The 14,844-nt window shown below is 69.1% G+C and carries 14 protein-coding genes; 4 read left to right on the forward strand and 10 right to left on the reverse strand.

Annotated features, from left to right (window positions below; all coding sequences use genetic code 11):
* Positions 1–4 precede the first annotated feature (4 nt).
* Positions 5–1,747 carry a DUF4832 domain-containing protein gene (locus HPO96_RS08215; RefSeq protein ID WP_171672605.1) on the reverse strand — a complete coding sequence of 581 codons (1,743 nt, stop codon included), beginning with the start codon at positions 1,745–1,747 and terminating at the stop codon, positions 5–7.
* A 100-nt stretch (positions 1,748–1,847) separates the two neighbouring features.
* The gene (locus tag HPO96_RS08220; RefSeq protein ID WP_171672607.1) at positions 1,848–2,999 is read right to left on the reverse strand and encodes an ROK family transcriptional regulator; all 1,152 of its coding nucleotides are present in this window, start codon (positions 2,997–2,999) and stop codon (positions 1,848–1,850) included.
* Positions 3,000–3,165: 166 nt separating this feature from the next.
* Between HPO96_RS08220 and HPO96_RS08225 the strand changes: the two genes are divergently transcribed.
* Together HPO96_RS08225 and HPO96_RS08230 are read left to right on the forward strand one after the other, a co-directional pair.
* Positions 3,166–4,149: a Gfo/Idh/MocA family protein gene (locus tag HPO96_RS08225; protein ID WP_171672608.1), complete on the forward strand. Its 984-nt coding sequence runs from the start codon at positions 3,166–3,168 to the stop codon at positions 4,147–4,149.
* An 11-nt stretch (positions 4,150–4,160) separates the two neighbouring features.
* The gene (locus HPO96_RS08230) at positions 4,161–5,159 is read left to right on the forward strand and encodes a Gfo/Idh/MocA family protein (RefSeq protein WP_171672610.1); all 999 of its coding nucleotides are present in this window, start codon (positions 4,161–4,163) and stop codon (positions 5,157–5,159) included.
* A 41-nt stretch (positions 5,160–5,200) separates the two neighbouring features.
* Here HPO96_RS08230 and HPO96_RS08235 read toward each other — a convergent pair whose 3' ends face one another.
* Positions 5,201–6,571, reverse strand: coding sequence for an LVIVD repeat-containing protein (locus HPO96_RS08235; RefSeq protein WP_238354940.1), 1,371 nt, complete (start codon positions 6,569–6,571; stop codon positions 5,201–5,203).
* A 208-nt stretch (positions 6,572–6,779) separates the two neighbouring features.
* On the opposite strand from HPO96_RS08235, the gene HPO96_RS08240 reads away from it, so the two are divergent.
* A complete protein-coding gene (locus HPO96_RS08240) occupies positions 6,780–7,331 on the forward strand; it encodes a DUF305 domain-containing protein (protein ID WP_171672613.1) in 552 nt (183 codons plus the stop codon).
* On the opposite strand, the gene HPO96_RS08245 is transcribed toward HPO96_RS08240, so the two are convergent.
* From HPO96_RS08245 to HPO96_RS08265, 5 genes are all read right to left on the reverse strand, one after another.
* Positions 7,332–8,249, reverse strand: a complete 918-nt coding sequence (locus HPO96_RS08245) for an NADP-dependent oxidoreductase (protein ID WP_171672615.1) — start codon at positions 8,247–8,249, stop codon at positions 7,332–7,334.
* The gene (locus tag HPO96_RS08250) at positions 8,249–8,854 is read right to left on the reverse strand and encodes a uracil-DNA glycosylase family protein (RefSeq protein WP_337796556.1); all 606 of its coding nucleotides are present in this window, start codon (positions 8,852–8,854) and stop codon (positions 8,249–8,251) included. Before HPO96_RS08250 ends, HPO96_RS08245 begins: the two co-directional genes overlap by 1 nt.
* A gap of 39 nt (positions 8,855–8,893) precedes the next feature.
* Positions 8,894–9,811, reverse strand: a complete 918-nt coding sequence (locus HPO96_RS08255) for an NADP-dependent oxidoreductase (protein WP_171672618.1) — start codon at positions 9,809–9,811, stop codon at positions 8,894–8,896.
* A 101-nt stretch (positions 9,812–9,912) separates the two neighbouring features.
* Positions 9,913–11,325 (reverse strand): MocR-like pyridoxine biosynthesis transcription factor PdxR, encoded by a 1,413-nt coding sequence (gene pdxR, locus HPO96_RS08260; protein WP_171672620.1) that lies wholly within the window; start codon positions 11,323–11,325, stop codon positions 9,913–9,915.
* Positions 11,326–11,384: 59 nt separating this feature from the next.
* A complete protein-coding gene (locus HPO96_RS08265; protein ID WP_171672621.1) occupies positions 11,385–12,131 on the reverse strand; it encodes an SDR family oxidoreductase in 747 nt (248 codons plus the stop codon).
* A 181-nt stretch (positions 12,132–12,312) separates the two neighbouring features.
* Between HPO96_RS08265 and HPO96_RS37560 the strand changes: the two genes are divergently transcribed.
* Positions 12,313–13,170 carry a cupin domain-containing protein gene (locus HPO96_RS37560; protein ID WP_202885759.1) on the forward strand — a complete coding sequence of 286 codons (858 nt, stop codon included), beginning with the start codon at positions 12,313–12,315 and terminating at the stop codon, positions 13,168–13,170.
* A gap of 72 nt (positions 13,171–13,242) precedes the next feature.
* Here HPO96_RS37560 and HPO96_RS08280 read toward each other — a convergent pair whose 3' ends face one another.
* Positions 13,243–13,719, reverse strand: a complete 477-nt coding sequence (locus HPO96_RS08280) for a hypothetical protein (protein ID WP_171672623.1) — start codon at positions 13,717–13,719, stop codon at positions 13,243–13,245.
* Positions 13,720–13,786: 67 nt separating this feature from the next.
* Positions 13,787–14,602 (reverse strand): hypothetical protein, encoded by an 816-nt coding sequence (locus tag HPO96_RS08285; protein WP_171672625.1) that lies wholly within the window; start codon positions 14,600–14,602, stop codon positions 13,787–13,789.
* Positions 14,603–14,844 lie beyond the last annotated feature (242 nt).

Genomic DNA, 14,844 nt, shown 5'->3' on the forward strand with positions numbered 1-14,844 from the left:
ACTCCTAGCTGATCGTGAGGGTGTGCAGAAGCGAGTTCATCCCCGTGGATGCCTCCCAGGTGCTCTGGTTGGCCAGCCGGATCGAGTACTCCGGCCGCGCGGAGAGCAGCGGGTCCGGCAGGTTCAGCAGCAGTTGGTACGAGCCGGCCGGCACACTCGTCGGCACGGTCAGCGTCTGCGCGACGTTCGTCGACGCACCCGCCGTCCAGCGCCGCGGGTCCGACGACATCGCCAGCCGGTAATTGGTCCCGGTCGACGTGTTCCGCAGCACCAGCTCGAGCCCCCGCGGGTTGTACGGCGTCGCGTATCCGTCGTTGCGGACGGAGAACGAGATCGGGAGACTCCCGCCGCGGGTCGCGCTACTCGGGTAGGTACCGCTCTCCAGGCGCAGCCGGTAACCGAGCTTCTTGGTCACGTCCGCCATGCAGCCGCCGGAGCTCCACGAGGCCAGCACGTTCGGCTCGTAGCCGATGTTCAGGTACGACCAGTGGAACTGCGCCAGCTCCGCCGTCGCAGTCGGGCAGGTCGAACGCGGAGCGTTCACCGCGCAGGTCTCGCCGCCCATCGCGACGAAGCGCGTCTCGTCCTGGAGGTACGGGTATTCGACCGCGGTGTTCTCGTAGGTGCCGAAGTCGTCCGGGCTGGCCAGGAAGCAGTCGTTGTGGTGTCCGAGCCGCGAGTTCGTCGAGCCGTTGTACGCGTCACCCGGCTGAACGACCGACGTCGTGTACATGGTCCGCTTGAACTTCGGCGTCCGCAGTTGCACCATCCGCGTCGACGGGACGACGCTCAACAGCTTGTCCGTGACCGCCTTCCGATTCGCCCAGTCCGTCGCCGTGACCGTCCCGGCGTTCCCGAAGTTCTGCGTGTAGTACCACTCACCCCAAGCCCCGACGAGCCCGGCCTGGACGACGGCGATGACGTCCTTCCCGGAGTTCAGGTAGGGGGCCAGCTGGTCGAGATGGGCGACGACCCGGGCCCTGGTGGCGTCGTCCCCAGTGGTCGAGGTCGTGTAGGCGAACCGCAGGATCAGCTTCAGGCCGGCGGCGCGAACGGTGTCGATCTGCTGCTGCAGCTGATCCAGCGCGGCCTGGCCGATGGCGCTGTTCTTGTACTCGGCCAGGTAGAAGACGCACATCACCAGCGAGTTGCCCTGGCTCCGGTACCCCTGCAGCGTGCTCAGCGCGAAGTCGGCTTTGTCGCAGTCGCCGGTGTGGTGGTAGAAGCCGCGCTCCGGGTTGGCGAAGTTGTCGGTGCCGGCGGTGTAGTTCACCGTCCCGGACGATCCGCCTCCGCTGTAAACATGCGTGTACTTCGAGGAGCTCTCCAGCGGCGCTTCGACCTGAAAGACCAGGTCAGCGTCATTCGGGGAAGTGCTCTCTCCGAGATCTGCACGATCAACCGTCCAGCGCGCGACGCCGCCCGTCGCGGAGAACGTCACCGCGCGGACAGGCGTCCAGCCCCAGCCGGCGCCGGTGCTCCGGTAGAGATTCCCGTTCTCCAGCAGGTAATCAGCGCCGACCGTGCCCTGGGCGTACCCGGTGCCGGTGTTCCGGTCGGTGTCGACGTACACGCGCTGGAACGCCGGTGCGCCGGTGAAGGAGAACTGGTAGGTGACGGTCGTGGCCGTGTTGGACGCCGAGCCGCCAGTGATCGCGGCGGCAGCGGGGGAGACGACCGCGACGGCGGCCAGGAGCGCGCCGATCGTGACGCCGGTCAGCAGGCGGAGGGTGCGCCGGAGACTCATGAGTACTTCCTCTCGCAGGGCGGGCGATGAAAGTAATCATGGAGTCCAGGGAAATTATGTCAAGAGTTCACAGCGGCCTGGTTTCGAGCAGAATCGATCACTATCGGCGGTGGGCGGCGAACAGTGCGGGCGTCGCGGGGGAGTTTCCGTAGAGCGTCGACTCGACCTGCTCGAGGGCCAGCCGGACGGCGCCGAGCGCGACCCCCTCGTCCGCGAACGCCGAGACCCGGATCTCCGGTGTCCGCAGGCACCACCGGTCCAGCTCGCGGCGCAGCGGCTCGACCATCACATCGGCCGATCGGGAGAAGCCGCCGCCGATCACCACCAGCTCCGGGTCGAGCGTGAGTACGAGCGCCGACGTACCGATCGCGATATCGCGGACGTACCCGCGGACGGCGCGTTGGGCCGCGCGATCGCCGTCCCGGGCGGCGAGAAACACCTGCTCGACCTCGGCCCCGGGCGTCAGCCAGCCGTGCAGATGCTCGGGGGCGCGCTCCCAGCCGGCCGCGGGCAGCGCGCCGATCTCACCGGCGGAGTTGGCGAAACCGCGGTGCAGCTTGCCGTCGATGATCAGCCCGGCGCCGGTCCGCAGCCCGGCGAGCAGGAACACGACGTCCTTGGCGTAGCGGGCGACGCCACGCCAGTTCTCGGCCAAAGCAGCCAGTTTGCAGTCGTTCTCGACCCGGATCGGGCTGTTCACCAGCCGGCGCAGATGGGCGGTGAGGTCGACGCCGGTCCACTCGGGCAGCGAGTCCGACAGCATGACCTTGCCGGTGCCGTCGACCAGCCCGGTGGTCGCGACGCCGGTCGACCAGATCTGCTCGGCGGTCACGCCGGCGCCGGAGAGCGCGGCCGTGATGCAGTCGTCGATCGCGGCCAGCCGCTGCCGGCGTCCGGCGTCCGGCGCAACCGGGACCCGGGTTTGGTGCAACACGTCGCCTTCGAGATCGGTGACCGCCGCGAGCACCTTGTGCCCGCCGACGTCGACGCCGAGCAGCCGCCCGGCGTCCGCGCGGAACCGGTAGCGCCGGGCCGGTCGGCCGACCGTGCCCGGGGCCGGCTCCACCTCGCTGACCCAGCCGCGGCCGAGCAGATCGCGGACGACGTCCTCGGTCGAGGCCCGCGACAGGCCGGTTCGTTTGGCCAGCTCGGTCAGCGTCAGCGGCTGGTCGCCGCGCAGGATCCGCAGTACGGCGACGGCGTTCAGCTGCCGCAGCCGCTGCAGATCCCCGCCCGCCAATGCCTCGCTCATTGCGCCTCACTTATCACTGGAGTCCCGGATAACTATAGGTACGCCATCACCCGGTCCGGTGGGCGAAATGGCGCGCCGCAGGTCTTCCCAAACCCCCATGACAACGTTGTACCGTGGTGCGCGGCCGGCACTGGTGAGCCGGGACGACCGCAGGCAGGAGGATCCGATGCCGAATCCACTGAAGATCGCGACCCTGAGTTTCTGGCACGTCCACGCGGGCGACTACTCGCGGCAGGCGCAAGAACATCCCGGCACCGAGCTGGTCGCCGTCTGGGACGACGACGAGGCGCGCGGCAAGGCCGGCGCGGAGTCCTTCGGCGTCGAGTACACCAGCGATCTGGACGCCCTGCTCGCGAGTGATGTCGACGGCGTCGTGATCACCACGGGGACCGACGTCCACCGCGACATCATGGTCAAGGCGGCCCGGGCCGGTAAGCACATCTTCACCGAGAAGGTGCTCGCGCCGACCGTCGCCGAAGCCGAGGAGATCATCGCCGCCACTGACGACAACGGTGTCAAACTCACGGTCTCGTTACCGCGGCTGGCCCACGGCTACACCCAGGCGATTCGCGAGGTGCTCGACAGCGGCCGCCTCGGACAGGTGACCTACGCGCGCGTCCGGCTCTCACACGACGGCGCGATCGCCCGCGACGGCAACGCCGAGGGCTGGCTCCCGCAGCGCTTCTTCGACGAGCGGGCCGCGATCGGCGGCGCGCTCACCGACCTCGGCTGCCACCCGGTCTACCTGACGCAGCTCTTCCTCGGCGCCGAGGCCGAGACGGTCAGTGCGACGTACCGGTCGATCGCCGGGCGCGGGCTGGAGGACAACGCGGTCGTCGTGGTCGGCTACCCGAACCAGACGATCGGCGTCATCGAGGCCGGTTTCGCCAGCCCGAACCCGTTCACGATCGAGATCTTCGGCACCGACGGCACGCTGACGTACTCCGATGCGGGCAATGTGCTCAAGGTCGGCGACGAGGAGCTGCCGGTCCCCGGGCACAGCCTCGACCCGTTCGGCCAGTGGGTCGAGCACATCGTCAACGGCACCCGCGCCGACGAGAACATCAGCCGCGCGCTGGAGCTGACCCGGCTCGTCGTCGCCGCGAACGAAGCCGCCACCACCAACCAGGTCGTTGCCTACAACCGCTGAGGAGAATCCCCATGCCCCAGATCAAGGTCGGCCTGATCGGCGCCGGCGGGATCGCGTCCGCGCACATCAAGGGTTACCAGGTCCATGCCGACAAGATCGGTATCACCGCGGTGGCGGACGCCGTCGAGGCGACGGCGAAGGCCCGCGAGGCCGAGCTCGGCGCGACGGCGTACACGGATTATCGCGAGATGCTCGCCCGCGAAGAGCTGGACGCGGTCGACATCTGCCTGCCGCACCACCTGCACCGCGACGCGATCATCGCGGCCGCCGAGGCCGGTAAGCACATCCTCTGCGAGAAGCCGCTCTGCCTGACCGCGGAGGAGGCCGGCGACGTCCGGCGTGCGGTCGAGGCGAACGGCGTCACGCTGATGTCGGCGCACAACCAGCTCTTCATGCCGGCCGTCGCCAAAGCCAAGGAGCTACTCGAGGCCGGCGCCATCGGCACGGTCTACGAGGTCCGGACGACGGACTCGTTCTACAACGACTTCGACCCGAGCTCGATGGGCTGGCGAGCCAGCAGCAAGACGAGCGGCGGCGGCGAGCTGATCGACACCGGCTACCACCCGACCTACCTGATGCTGCACCTCGCCGGCGGCCTCCCGGTCGAGGCGACCGCGATGCTGTCCACCCACCGCCTGAAGTTCATGGAGGGCGAGGACTCCGCTCAGGTGCTGATCCGCTTCGACAACGGCGTCGTCGGCCAACTGGTCACCAGCTGGGCCTACCAACCGGCCGGCTCCACCGAACGCTTCTCCGCCGTCGGCGAGCTGGGCTCACTGCACAGCGACGGTACGTCGCTGACCTACACCCTGCGCTCCGGTGAATCCGAAACCCTGGACTTCGAACCGGTCGACACCTTCGCCGCCGAGATCGGCCACTTCGCCGACTCGCTGCTGAACCGGACCCGCCCGCTGCACACCGAGGCCGAAGGGATCGCCGTCCTCGGCATCCTGCTGGCCGCCTACGAAGGCGCCCAGAACAAGACGATCGCGCCGGTCGTCCGGCCCTGAACGTGCTGCCCTGGCCCGCATGAGGGCCAGGGCAGCGTTCGTCAGCGCCAGAGCGCGGGCTGGGTCTGGACGTTCAGCTCCTTCAGCTTGACCAGGTTGGCCAGGTCCGTGCGCCGGTCCTTGATCTTGAAGACGTCGAACGCCTTCACCGATTCGGTGCCGTAGATCGCGCCGTTGTAGTAGTAGACCGACCAGTACCCGCCGAAGCTCTCCGGCTCGATCGCGGGCCGGTCGAAGAACCCGATCTCCTTGGGCCGCTTGGAGTCGGTGAAGTCCCAGACCGAGAAACCGCCCTGGTACCAGGCCTGGACGACGATGTCGCGGCCGGGCACCGGGATCAGCGAGCCGTTGTGGGCCACGCAGTTCTCGGTGTCGAGCTGGTGCCGGGCGATCTTGTAGTAGCTCTGGAAGACGAGCTTGCGCTTCTTGATGTCGAAGATCGCCGTGGCGCCCTTGTTCGGGCCGACCTCCGGGGTGCACTCCGCGCCACCGCCGCCGCCGAGCTCGTCCTGGAAGACGACCTTGGTGCCGTTGCCGTTGAAGGTCGCGCCGTGCCAGAAGGCGAAGTTCGCCGCGTCCTGGACCCGGTCGATCACCTTCGGGGCCTCGGGTTTCGAGATGTCCAGCAGGACGCCGTCACCCATACACGCCGCGGCGGCGATGTTCTTCGACGGGAAGGCGGTGATGTCGTGGCAGCCGCTGGTCGCCGTACCGGTCGGGCTGCCGGGGAAGCCGCCGTCCGGGAACAGCACCGGCGAGGCGACCACCGCGGCCTTGGCCGGCTCCTTCAGCGGCACCTTGACGATGTCGATCTTGTCACCCGGGGGCAGGCAGTCCGGGAAGGTGTCGCGCGGGAAGTACGACGAGTTGTAGACGTACACCGACTTGCCGCGCTTGTCCGGCACCAGGGTGTGGGTGTGCGAACCGCAGTGCGTCTCGACGGCGGCGATGTACTTCGGGTTGGCCGGGTCCCGGACGTCGAAGATCTTGATGCCCTCCCACGACTCCTTGATCGTCGCCGACTGCGGCACGCTCTGGCAGGAGCTGTCGCTGCGCGACGAGTCGGTCGAGAGGAAGAGCAGACCGGCGTACACGCTGACGTCGTTCTGGCTGCCGGGGCAGTGCACCTGGCTGATCAGCGTCGGCTTGGCCGGGTTCGCGATGTCGTAGATCTGGAAGCCGTTGTAGTTGCCGACGTACGCCTTCTTGCCGGCGAAGGCGATATCGGTGTTCACACTGCCGGCCAGCGGGCCGGTCATCGGCACGCTGGCGAGATGGGTGATGTTGTCGCTCTTGGTCGCGCCGGTCTCCGGGGCCGGATCGGCTGCCGAGGCGCCGGCGGCGGCGGTCGCGAGGGACGCGACCAGACCGGTCGTCAGGACAAGACGGACTAGCGTGCGTGGGCGGCGCATGCGCATTCCTGCGTACCTCCGATGGAATTGGCTGGGAGCAGCGTATGTCCGCCGGATAGGGTTTCGGTAGCCAATTGACCACGAGGAGTAGACAGCCTTGAAGGTTTTCCCCAGCATCGCGGTGATTTGCCTGGTGGCAGGCCTGGCTGCCTGTTCGGGCAGTGGCGATGCCACAACCGGCAATGTCTCACCCAGTGGACCGGCGACCGTGCTGCCGTCCGCGCCGATCATCGTGCCGGGAACCCCCGGCGGCCCGAACCGGACCGTCACCGCCGTGCCGACGAGTCAGGCGACGGTCGATCCCGACGACGTCAAGTTCCTGCGGGACATGATGGTCCACCACCAGCAGGCGGTGCAGATGACCGAGCTGGCCAGGACGCGCGCGACCAACGCGTCGGTCAAGTCGCTGGCCGAGCGGATCCGGGTCGGGCAGAAGCCGGAGATCAACGCGATGCGTGTGCTGCTGACCGAGCGCGGCCAGCAGCCGCCCGACCTATCGCAGTCCCACCACGCCGACCACGTCGGGATGCCCGGCATGGCCTCCCCGGCCCAGCTCGCCGACCTCGAGAAGGCGAGCGGCGCCGCCTTCGACAAGCTCTTCCTGGAGCTGATGATCAAGCACCACGAAGGCGCCGTCGCGATGGGCTACACGGCCGTCGAGAGCGGCAGCGACCTACGGGTCAACGAGCTCGCGCAGGAGGTCAACATCACCCAGACCAAGGAGATCCTCACCATGCGCAAACTCCAGACCCAGCTCTGATCAGGCCCCGATCCGGACGACGGTCTTACCCCTGGATCGCTCGGTCGAGGTGAGAGCGGCGATCGTGTCGTCGAGTGTCGTGGTCGTCCCGATATTCGCCCGCAGTCTTCCGTCCTGGACGCGCTGCGCGAGTTCGCCGAGTTGAACGCGGTCGGCCTCGACGACGAAGTCGACCGCACGGACCTCGGCGGGGTGGGCCTCCAGCCGGCCGACGATCGACACGAGTGATCCGCCGGCCTTGATCAGGGCTGCGGACTGCTGCTGGATGTCGCCGCCGATGACGTCGAAGACCAGATCCACCGGGCCGACGTCGGTCAGGGCATCGTTCTGCAGATCGACGAACTCGTGGGCGCCGTACTCGATTACCTTCGCCCGGTCCGCGGTACGTCCGGTGCCGATGACGTGCGCGCCGGCCTCGCGGGCCAGCTGTGTCACCATCGTTCCGACTGCGCCCGCTGCGCCGTGCGCTAGGACGGTCTGGCCCGCCTGCAGACGACCGTGCTCGAACAACCCTTGCCAGGCCGTCAGCCCGGAGATCGGCAGACTTGCGCCGACCACGAAGTCGACCTCGTCCGGCAGCGGCGCGACATTGCGCGCCTCGATCGCGACGTACTCCGCCAAGGAACCGTCCCGGTGCCAGTCGGCAAGCCCGAACACCCGCTGCCCGACCGCGAGCCCCGCCGTACCGTAGCCGAGCGCCGCCACCACTCCGGCCAACTCGTGCCCAGGGATCGAATGAGTGCGGTCGCGACCGGCCCGGTCGACCCAGGTCGACGGCCATTCCAGTTCCGTCGAGACCCAGCCCGACGCACGAACTTCGACGAGGACGTCGTTGATGGCCGGCCCGGGCTCCGGGCGCTCGGTCAGCCGCAGACCGGCGGCTCCCGCAGCTTCGTCCGATGCGACGATCGCCTTCATCAGTTGTCTCCTTCTCCGTCGCCGCCGCGGATCGCGGCCGCGACGAGGGCTTGCAGGGCTGGGACGACGTCCGTCGCGAACCAGGGGTTCTTGGCGTGCCATCTGAAGTTGAGCGGTGACGGATGGACCAAGGGGATTCGGGTCGGGGCGTAGTCGCGGTGGGCGCGGACGGTCTCGGTGAGGTTCTTCTTGGCACCGGAGCCGAGGTAGTGCTGCTGGGCGTAGTTGCCGATCAGAACAGTGAGACGGAGCTCGGGCATCAGGCGCAACAGCCTTGGGTGCCAGAGCGGGGCGAAGCCGGGCCGTGGCGGCAGGTCGCCGTGGGAGCCCTTGCCCGGGTAGTAGAAATCCATCGGTAGCAGCGCGATCCGGTCCGGGTCGTAGAACTCGTCATCGGTGACGGCGAGCCACTCGCGCAGCTTGATTCCGCTCGCGTCGTTCCACGGGACCCGGCTCTCTTGGGCCTGCTTGCCCGGCGCCTGACCGATCAGCACGACCTTCGCACCCGGCGACGCCGTGTAGATCGGCTCATAGCCGCAGTCGGTAGCCCACGCGTTCGACGGGTGCTTCCTGATCTCGGCCCGCAGACCGTCAAGTTCAGGCACGAGGGATCCGTCGGGCGGAGGGGAGTTGGCGGGCATCGGTTACGGGCGGACCTGGATGATCGTCTTGCCCTTGGGGCGTTGGGTGGGGTTGAAGGCGGCGACGGCGTTGTCGAGGGTGGCTACGGTGCCGATCAGGGTGCGGAGGCGGCCGTCGCGGACGCGTTGGGCGAGCTCGGTGAGCTGGGTGCGGTCGGCTTCGACGACGAAGTCGATGGCGAGGGCGTCGGCGGGGCGCGCCTCGGGTGGGCCGGCAATGGTGATCAGGGCGCCGCCCGCGCGGACCAGGTCCACGGACTGTTTCTGGATCTCGCCGCCGAAGATGTCGAACACCAGGTCCACCTGGCCGACCTCGGTCAGGGAGTCGTTCTGCAGGTCGAGGAACTCGTGGGCGCCGAGGTCGAGTGCGGCCGCGCGGTCCGCGGCCCGGCCGGTGCCGACGACGTACGCGCCGGCGGCCCGCGCGAGCTGGGTCACCATCGACCCGACTCCACCGGCAGCGCCGTGCACCAGAACGCTCTGCCCGACGTCGAGGCGACCGTGGACGAACAAGCCCTGCCAGGCGGTCAGACCCGAGATCGGCAGGCTGGCGCCTACGGTGAAGTCGACGTCACCGGGCAGCGGCGCCAGGTTGCGCGCTTCGACGACCGTGTACTCCGCCAACGTTCCGTCGCGGGTCCAGTCGGCCAGGCCGAACACCCGCTGGCCGACGGTCAGGCCGCGCGTACCGTATCCGAGCTCGGCGACGATCCCGGCCAGCTCGTGCCCGGGGATGGACGGCGTCCGCTCCCGGCCGAGCCGGTCGGTCCAGGTCGTGTCCCAGTCCAGCTCGCCCGGAGTGAACCCGGACGCATGCACCTCGACCAGTACGTCGTTCCCCGCAGCCTCGGGCCGGGGCCGCTCGCCCAGCGTCATCCCAGCCGTCCCCGCGGCCTGGTCGGCCACCACAATCGCCTTCATCCCGCACCTTCCCGAAATCAGTGGACTGCGACGACGCTAACCCCGAACCGGCCCCAATCCTGGGTCCACTTGCCCGCCGGGAACGGGAACCACTTCGGTGGTCAGCCGAGTGCGCGAGCCAGCGCGGCCAAGGCGCCCGACCAGGCGCTGGTGGACGGCGTGGCGAACCCGATGACCACGCCGTCGCGCCCCGAGGTGGCCCCGGGATGCCGGAAGAAGTCGAGCGGCTCGACCGTCAGCTGTTCCCGAGCGGCGCGGCCGACAAGCTCGGCACCGCTCCGGCGCGAGTGCTCGACGACGATGTGCAGTCCGGCCGCCATGCCGACTACTTGCGCGGACGGCGCGTGCCGGGCGAGCGCGTCGACCAGTTGGAGGCGGCGGCGCCGGTACTGCGTCCGCATCGCGCGAATGTGCCGGTCGTATGCTCCTGACTCGACGAAGTCGGTCATGGCCAGCTGGTTGACGAATCCGACCGTCTCCTCCGCCCATCCCTTCTCGGCAAGGGTCGGCTCGACCAGATGATCGGGGACGACGAGCCAGCCGAGGCGGAGCCCGGGCGCGAGGGACTTGCTCGCGGTGCCCAGGTAGATCACGTGATCGTCGTCCAGTCCCTGCAACGCGCCCACCGGCGACCGGTCGTAGCGGAACTCGCCGTCGTAGTCGTCCTCGATGATCAGCGCGCCGCGCCGTCGTGCCCAGTCCACGACGGCTGCCCGTCGGTCGGACTGAAGCGCGAAGCCCAGCGGGAACTGATGCGACGGCGTCAGGAGGACGGCTCCTGGCGTCGGATCGGCGTCCAACCTGGCGAGGTCGGCGCCATCGGCGTCCACCGGGAGCGGGATGGCGTCGATGCCGGCCTTCTGCAAGGTCTCGCGCTGCGTCTGCAGGCCGAATTCTTCGACCGCGACTCTGGTCACACCTGCTTTGGCGAGTACGGCGGCGACCAGCCGAAGGCCTTCCGCGGCGCCGCTGCAGACGACGACGTTGTGGGCCCGGGCGCGCAGTCCGCGAGCGCGAGCCAGGTAGCGGGCGATGACGTCGCGCAGCTCGGGGTGGCCGTGCGGGTCGGCGTACCCGAACGCTTCGAATGGGGCTGTGGTGACCGTCCGGCGCACCGAGCGGACCCACTCCTCGCGCGGGAAGGACGACAGATCCGGCCAACCGGGCCGCAGGTTGTGCATCAGTTGCGGCGCCGCGACCGGCGGCCGCGGCCGTACCCGCTCGGTCGGTTGTTCCGCCGACCGCTGCGCGACCTCGGTACCCGAACCGTGCCGGGCCAGGAGCCAGCCTTCGTTGACCAACTCCGAGTAGACCCGGACGACGGTGTTCCGGCCCAGCCCGAGGTCGTCGGCCAGCGCCCGGCTCGACGGCAGCCGCGTGCCCGGGGCCAGCCGGCCGGTGCGGATCGCCTCCCGGAAGGCGTCCATCAGCCCGGCGCGCATGTTGCGCCCGATCTGGCCCAGGTGGAGGTCCAGACCGGACGCCCGGAGACCGCCGGACGATTGTTCGCTCATGCCGGACGACGATACGGAACCGGCGGCGGCCCGATCGAGCAGCCGGGCCGGGGACCGGTTCAGACGGCCAGGCCGGCCCCGCCCGCGACGACGATCTCCTGACCGGTGATGTACGCGGCGCCGTCCGACGCCAGGAACGCGATGGTCTCGGCGACGTCCTCGGGCCGGCCCAGGCGACCGAACGGGTTCTGCGCCGCCATCGCGGTCAGCAGTTCCTCGGTCTCCGCTGAGCTCCGGCCGGGGGTGGCCCGCAGCATCGGCGTCCTGGTGTAGCCCGGGCTGACGGCGTTGATCCGGATCCGGCGTGGGGCGAGCTCCAGGGCCAGGGTCGGGATCATCGTCAGCAGCGCGCCGCGGGATCCGGCGGTGACGCTGTTCCCGGTCAGGCCGCGGGTCGCGCCGATGCCGGTGGTGATCACGACCGAGGCGCCGTCCGTCAGCAGCGGCAGCGCCTTGGCCAGCGTGAAGAACGCGCCCTTGGTGTTGACGGCGAACACCTCGTCGAACGTGGCCTCGTCGGCCGCCTCCAGCGTCGCCGGCCGGCTGACGCCCGCGTTCAGGCACAACGTCGTCAGCGTCCCGAACCGTTCCCGGACCTCGGCGATCACCGCGTCGGTATCGCTGAGCCTGCTGGAGTCGGACCGCAGGACGACGACCTCGTCCGGAAGCTCGGCGCGGGCCCGGGCGACACTCTCCGATCGTTGCCCGGTCACCGCAACCCGGTACCCGCGATCGTGTAACGCCACCGCGGTCGCGCTGCCGATCCCGCTCGTACCGCCGGTGATCAGCGCCGCAGGTGCAGTCATGACGAACTCCCTTGTTTTGTGGCCTTTTTGGTGCAGATCCGCGCGACAGCCTGGACGATCCCGGCCGCTTTCGCCAGGCCTCTCGAAGTGGTTCCCAGGACCGGCGCCCAAGTGGACCCAGGCTCGCAGCCGATCCCGGCCTAGCCTCGGAGCCGTGTCGCGGACCGAGCAGGGAGAGCTGATGCGAACCACCCGGCAACTGAAGGAAACGCTGTCCTGGCAGGACTTCGCCCACCAGGAACGAGCCTGGTCGATCGCGACCGTCCTCGTCCGGCTCGCCCTGGCGGCCGGCTTCCTCTCCTCCGTCGCCGACCGCTTCGGCTGGTGGGGCCCACCAGGAACCAAAGCCGTTGGCTGGGGCAACTTCCCGGCCTACACCGCCTACACCCACACCCTCTCGCCCTACGTCCCCAACACCCTCCAAGACGCCGCCGCTTGGGCCTCAACCGCCGCCGAAATGGTCCTCGGCCTGACGCTCCTCCTAGGCATCCTCGTCCGCTGGTCCGCCCTGGCCTCAGTAGCCCTCCTGCTCGTCTTCGGCCTCTCCATGGGCCTCTTCCTAGGCTGGCCGGCCCCCTTCAGCTACTCCGTCTTCGCCGCCGCCGGCGCCGCCCTCCTCCTAGCCCTGGCCCCCGTCAAAACCTTTGCCTTGAGCATCGACCGGCTGTTCCTCGGGGGTAAGTCGAGGACGCCCGTCGTTGGCGGCCTGTTGGCCATCGTCGCCCTGGCCGGGGTAGCTGCCTGCAGTTCTGCCACCGACAGCACACCGGTCGCGGCGACGAGTACTGCCGCAGCATCGCCCCCGCACGCGAAGATCCTGTTGCAGCGAGCGCTTCCGAACGCTGCCGGCAAGACGTTCACCTCGCAGGTCGTCGACTTCCCGCCCGCGACGACGTACCAACCGGGCGAGTACTGGTACGAGGAGCCAGGCGCACACCACGTGATCGCGGCCAACGCGAGCACGAGCGAAGACGCGAAACTGCTGGTCGTCTACGTCTCGACGACCGGCGACGCGTTGCAGGCCGACGACTCGCGCTGAGGGCGCGGCCAGGCAGGTGGTCGTGCTGGGCCGTCAGGAGGCGGGTTGAAGTGCCTCCTGACGGCGGGAGGATCAGCAGGCGTCGTTGCTCCAGCGGTGGGACGCGATGTTGTTGTCGATCCGCTCGTTCTTACCGGCGGACCACGGGTAGTAGTGGCTGAACGTCTGGCCGCCGGTGGTGAGGTTGGGCCAGGAGTCGCCGCGGCTCAGGCAGGCCCAGGCGCCGCCCTGGTCCTTGCCCCAGTGGAAGTCGACGTTCTCGTACTCCGCGTGTACGCCGTTGTTCCACAGGTCTGATGCCCGGTTGAGCATGCTGTTCTCGGTTCCGTGGCTGGTGCAGTCGCCCCAGTCGCGGTCTGCTCCGCTCCACCGGCAGGTCGCACCCCGGCCGCCCGGCAGATCCCAGGCGTAGACGAAGCCGTCGGGGGCTGCGGCGTGACGTTCGGAGGGGGCCGGGACCGGCGGCGGGCCGGCGACGGCGGACGTCGTTCCGGCGGTGGCCGCGGCGAGGAGGCCGGTCATCGCGATTGTTGTCGTCAGAACTCGCATGAGTACTCCATCTCGGGTGTTGGTCGTCAGCGTGACCGGACGGCCACGCGGTTCGGTGGCGGTGCGCTCAGCCGCGCTCGAGGACCTTGAGCGCAGTCGGCAGAGCTGCACGCTGGAGGCGCAACTTGGTGTCCAGCTCGGATTTGTACTGCCGGCGCTGTTCGTCGGCGACCCGCCGGTCGGCCGTCTGGGCGGCCGCGGCCAGGCCGGAGGTGTGCAGGCATTCGGCTTCCGCGATGGCGGTCCTGATCTCTTCGGCCGGTGCGAGGCCGGTGCGGTGCCGCATCAACCGGGCCGACTCCACTGGCGCGATGAAGTCGAACCCGCGGCTCTTCATACAGCGGGACCAGGCGGCCACGAGCGGCTGGAACGACTCGGCTTTGAGGACCTGGAGGGCGCGAGCGCGCGGCAGGCCGTTGGTGAGCTTGATCGCCCGGTACCAGCCGGGCAGATCGCCGTACAACGCCCGCTGTGCCTCGGCATCACAGCCCTGGTCGCTATGGGTGACCAGGCGGCCGTCGACGTCTTGCGCGGTCAGCCCGACCGGCGTCGGGCCGTTGACCGTGCTGAGGTACTTCTCCTGCTGATCAGGTGCCAGCGAGCTGAAGTACTTCCGGTTCGGATGCTGTGCGTCGCGGGCACGGGACTTCGCTTCGAGCGCGATCCCGTAGCCGTGCCGCCGGGCCCAGTCGACGTCCTCGACGCCGTACGGGAACTTGCGGTGTTCCGCGGCCGAACTGCGTGCGACCGGCCAGTACTTGAAGCCGGCCCGCTCGACGCACTCGCGAACCAGCAGCTGCTCTGCGTCGTACAAGCGGCTGGTCTCGATCTCGGTCAGCGGCCCGGCGGCCGGCGGCCCGGTTGCGCAACCAGCCAGAATCATCAACAGGGTAAGAAGAAACGTCCCCCGGGTGCAGCGCATGCGGCGACCTCCAGACGCACTCGGTTTCGAGGATGCCTCGATACTGAGTGTCACCGGTGCCCGGCGGCCAAGTTTTCCGATCCCGCGCAAGAGCTGGACGCGGCGCCAGGGATCGGATCATGCTGTAGAGAGGGCAAGGCAAAAAGTTGCTAGCGGCAACGAATGCTGCGTGATCAAGACAACGGTGCGGGGTGGTGCGGGAG

It is taken from the genome of Kribbella sandramycini (genome assembly GCF_013131805.1).
GTDB lineage: Bacteria > Actinomycetota > Actinomycetes > Propionibacteriales > Kribbellaceae > Kribbella > Kribbella sandramycini.

Excerpts from the sequence above, each read along its gene's own strand:
- HPO96_RS08215 (WP_171672605.1), bottom strand. The coding sequence starts at position 1,747 with ATGAGTCTCCGGCGCACCCTCCGCCTGCTGACCGGCGTCACGATCGGC.
- HPO96_RS08220 (WP_171672607.1), bottom strand. The coding sequence starts at position 2,999 with ATGAGCGAGGCATTGGCGGGCGGGGATCTGCAGCGGCTGCGGCAGCTG.
- HPO96_RS08225 (WP_171672608.1), top strand. The coding sequence starts at position 3,166 with ATGCCGAATCCACTGAAGATCGCGACCCTGAGTTTCTGGCACGTCCAC.
- HPO96_RS08230 (WP_171672610.1), top strand. The coding sequence starts at position 4,161 with ATGCCCCAGATCAAGGTCGGCCTGATCGGCGCCGGCGGGATCGCGTCC.
- HPO96_RS08235 (WP_238354940.1), bottom strand. The coding sequence starts at position 6,571 with ATGCGCCGCCCACGCACGCTAGTCCGTCTTGTCCTGACGACCGGTCTG.
- HPO96_RS08245 (WP_171672615.1), bottom strand. The coding sequence starts at position 8,249 with ATGAAGGCGATCGTCGCATCGGACGAAGCTGCGGGAGCCGCCGGTCTG.
- HPO96_RS08255 (WP_171672618.1), bottom strand. The coding sequence starts at position 9,811 with ATGAAGGCGATTGTGGTGGCCGACCAGGCCGCGGGGACGGCTGGGATG.
- pdxR (WP_171672620.1), bottom strand. The coding sequence starts at position 11,325 with ATGAGCGAACAATCGTCCGGCGGTCTCCGGGCGTCCGGTCTGGACCTC.
- HPO96_RS08265 (WP_171672621.1), bottom strand. The coding sequence starts at position 12,131 with ATGACTGCACCTGCGGCGCTGATCACCGGCGGTACGAGCGGGATCGGC.
- HPO96_RS37560 (WP_202885759.1), top strand. The coding sequence starts at position 12,313 with ATGCGAACCACCCGGCAACTGAAGGAAACGCTGTCCTGGCAGGACTTC.
- HPO96_RS08280 (WP_171672623.1), bottom strand. The coding sequence starts at position 13,719 with ATGCGAGTTCTGACGACAACAATCGCGATGACCGGCCTCCTCGCCGCG.
- HPO96_RS08285 (WP_171672625.1), bottom strand. The coding sequence starts at position 14,602 with ATGATTCTGGCTGGTTGCGCAACCGGGCCGCCGGCCGCCGGGCCGCTG.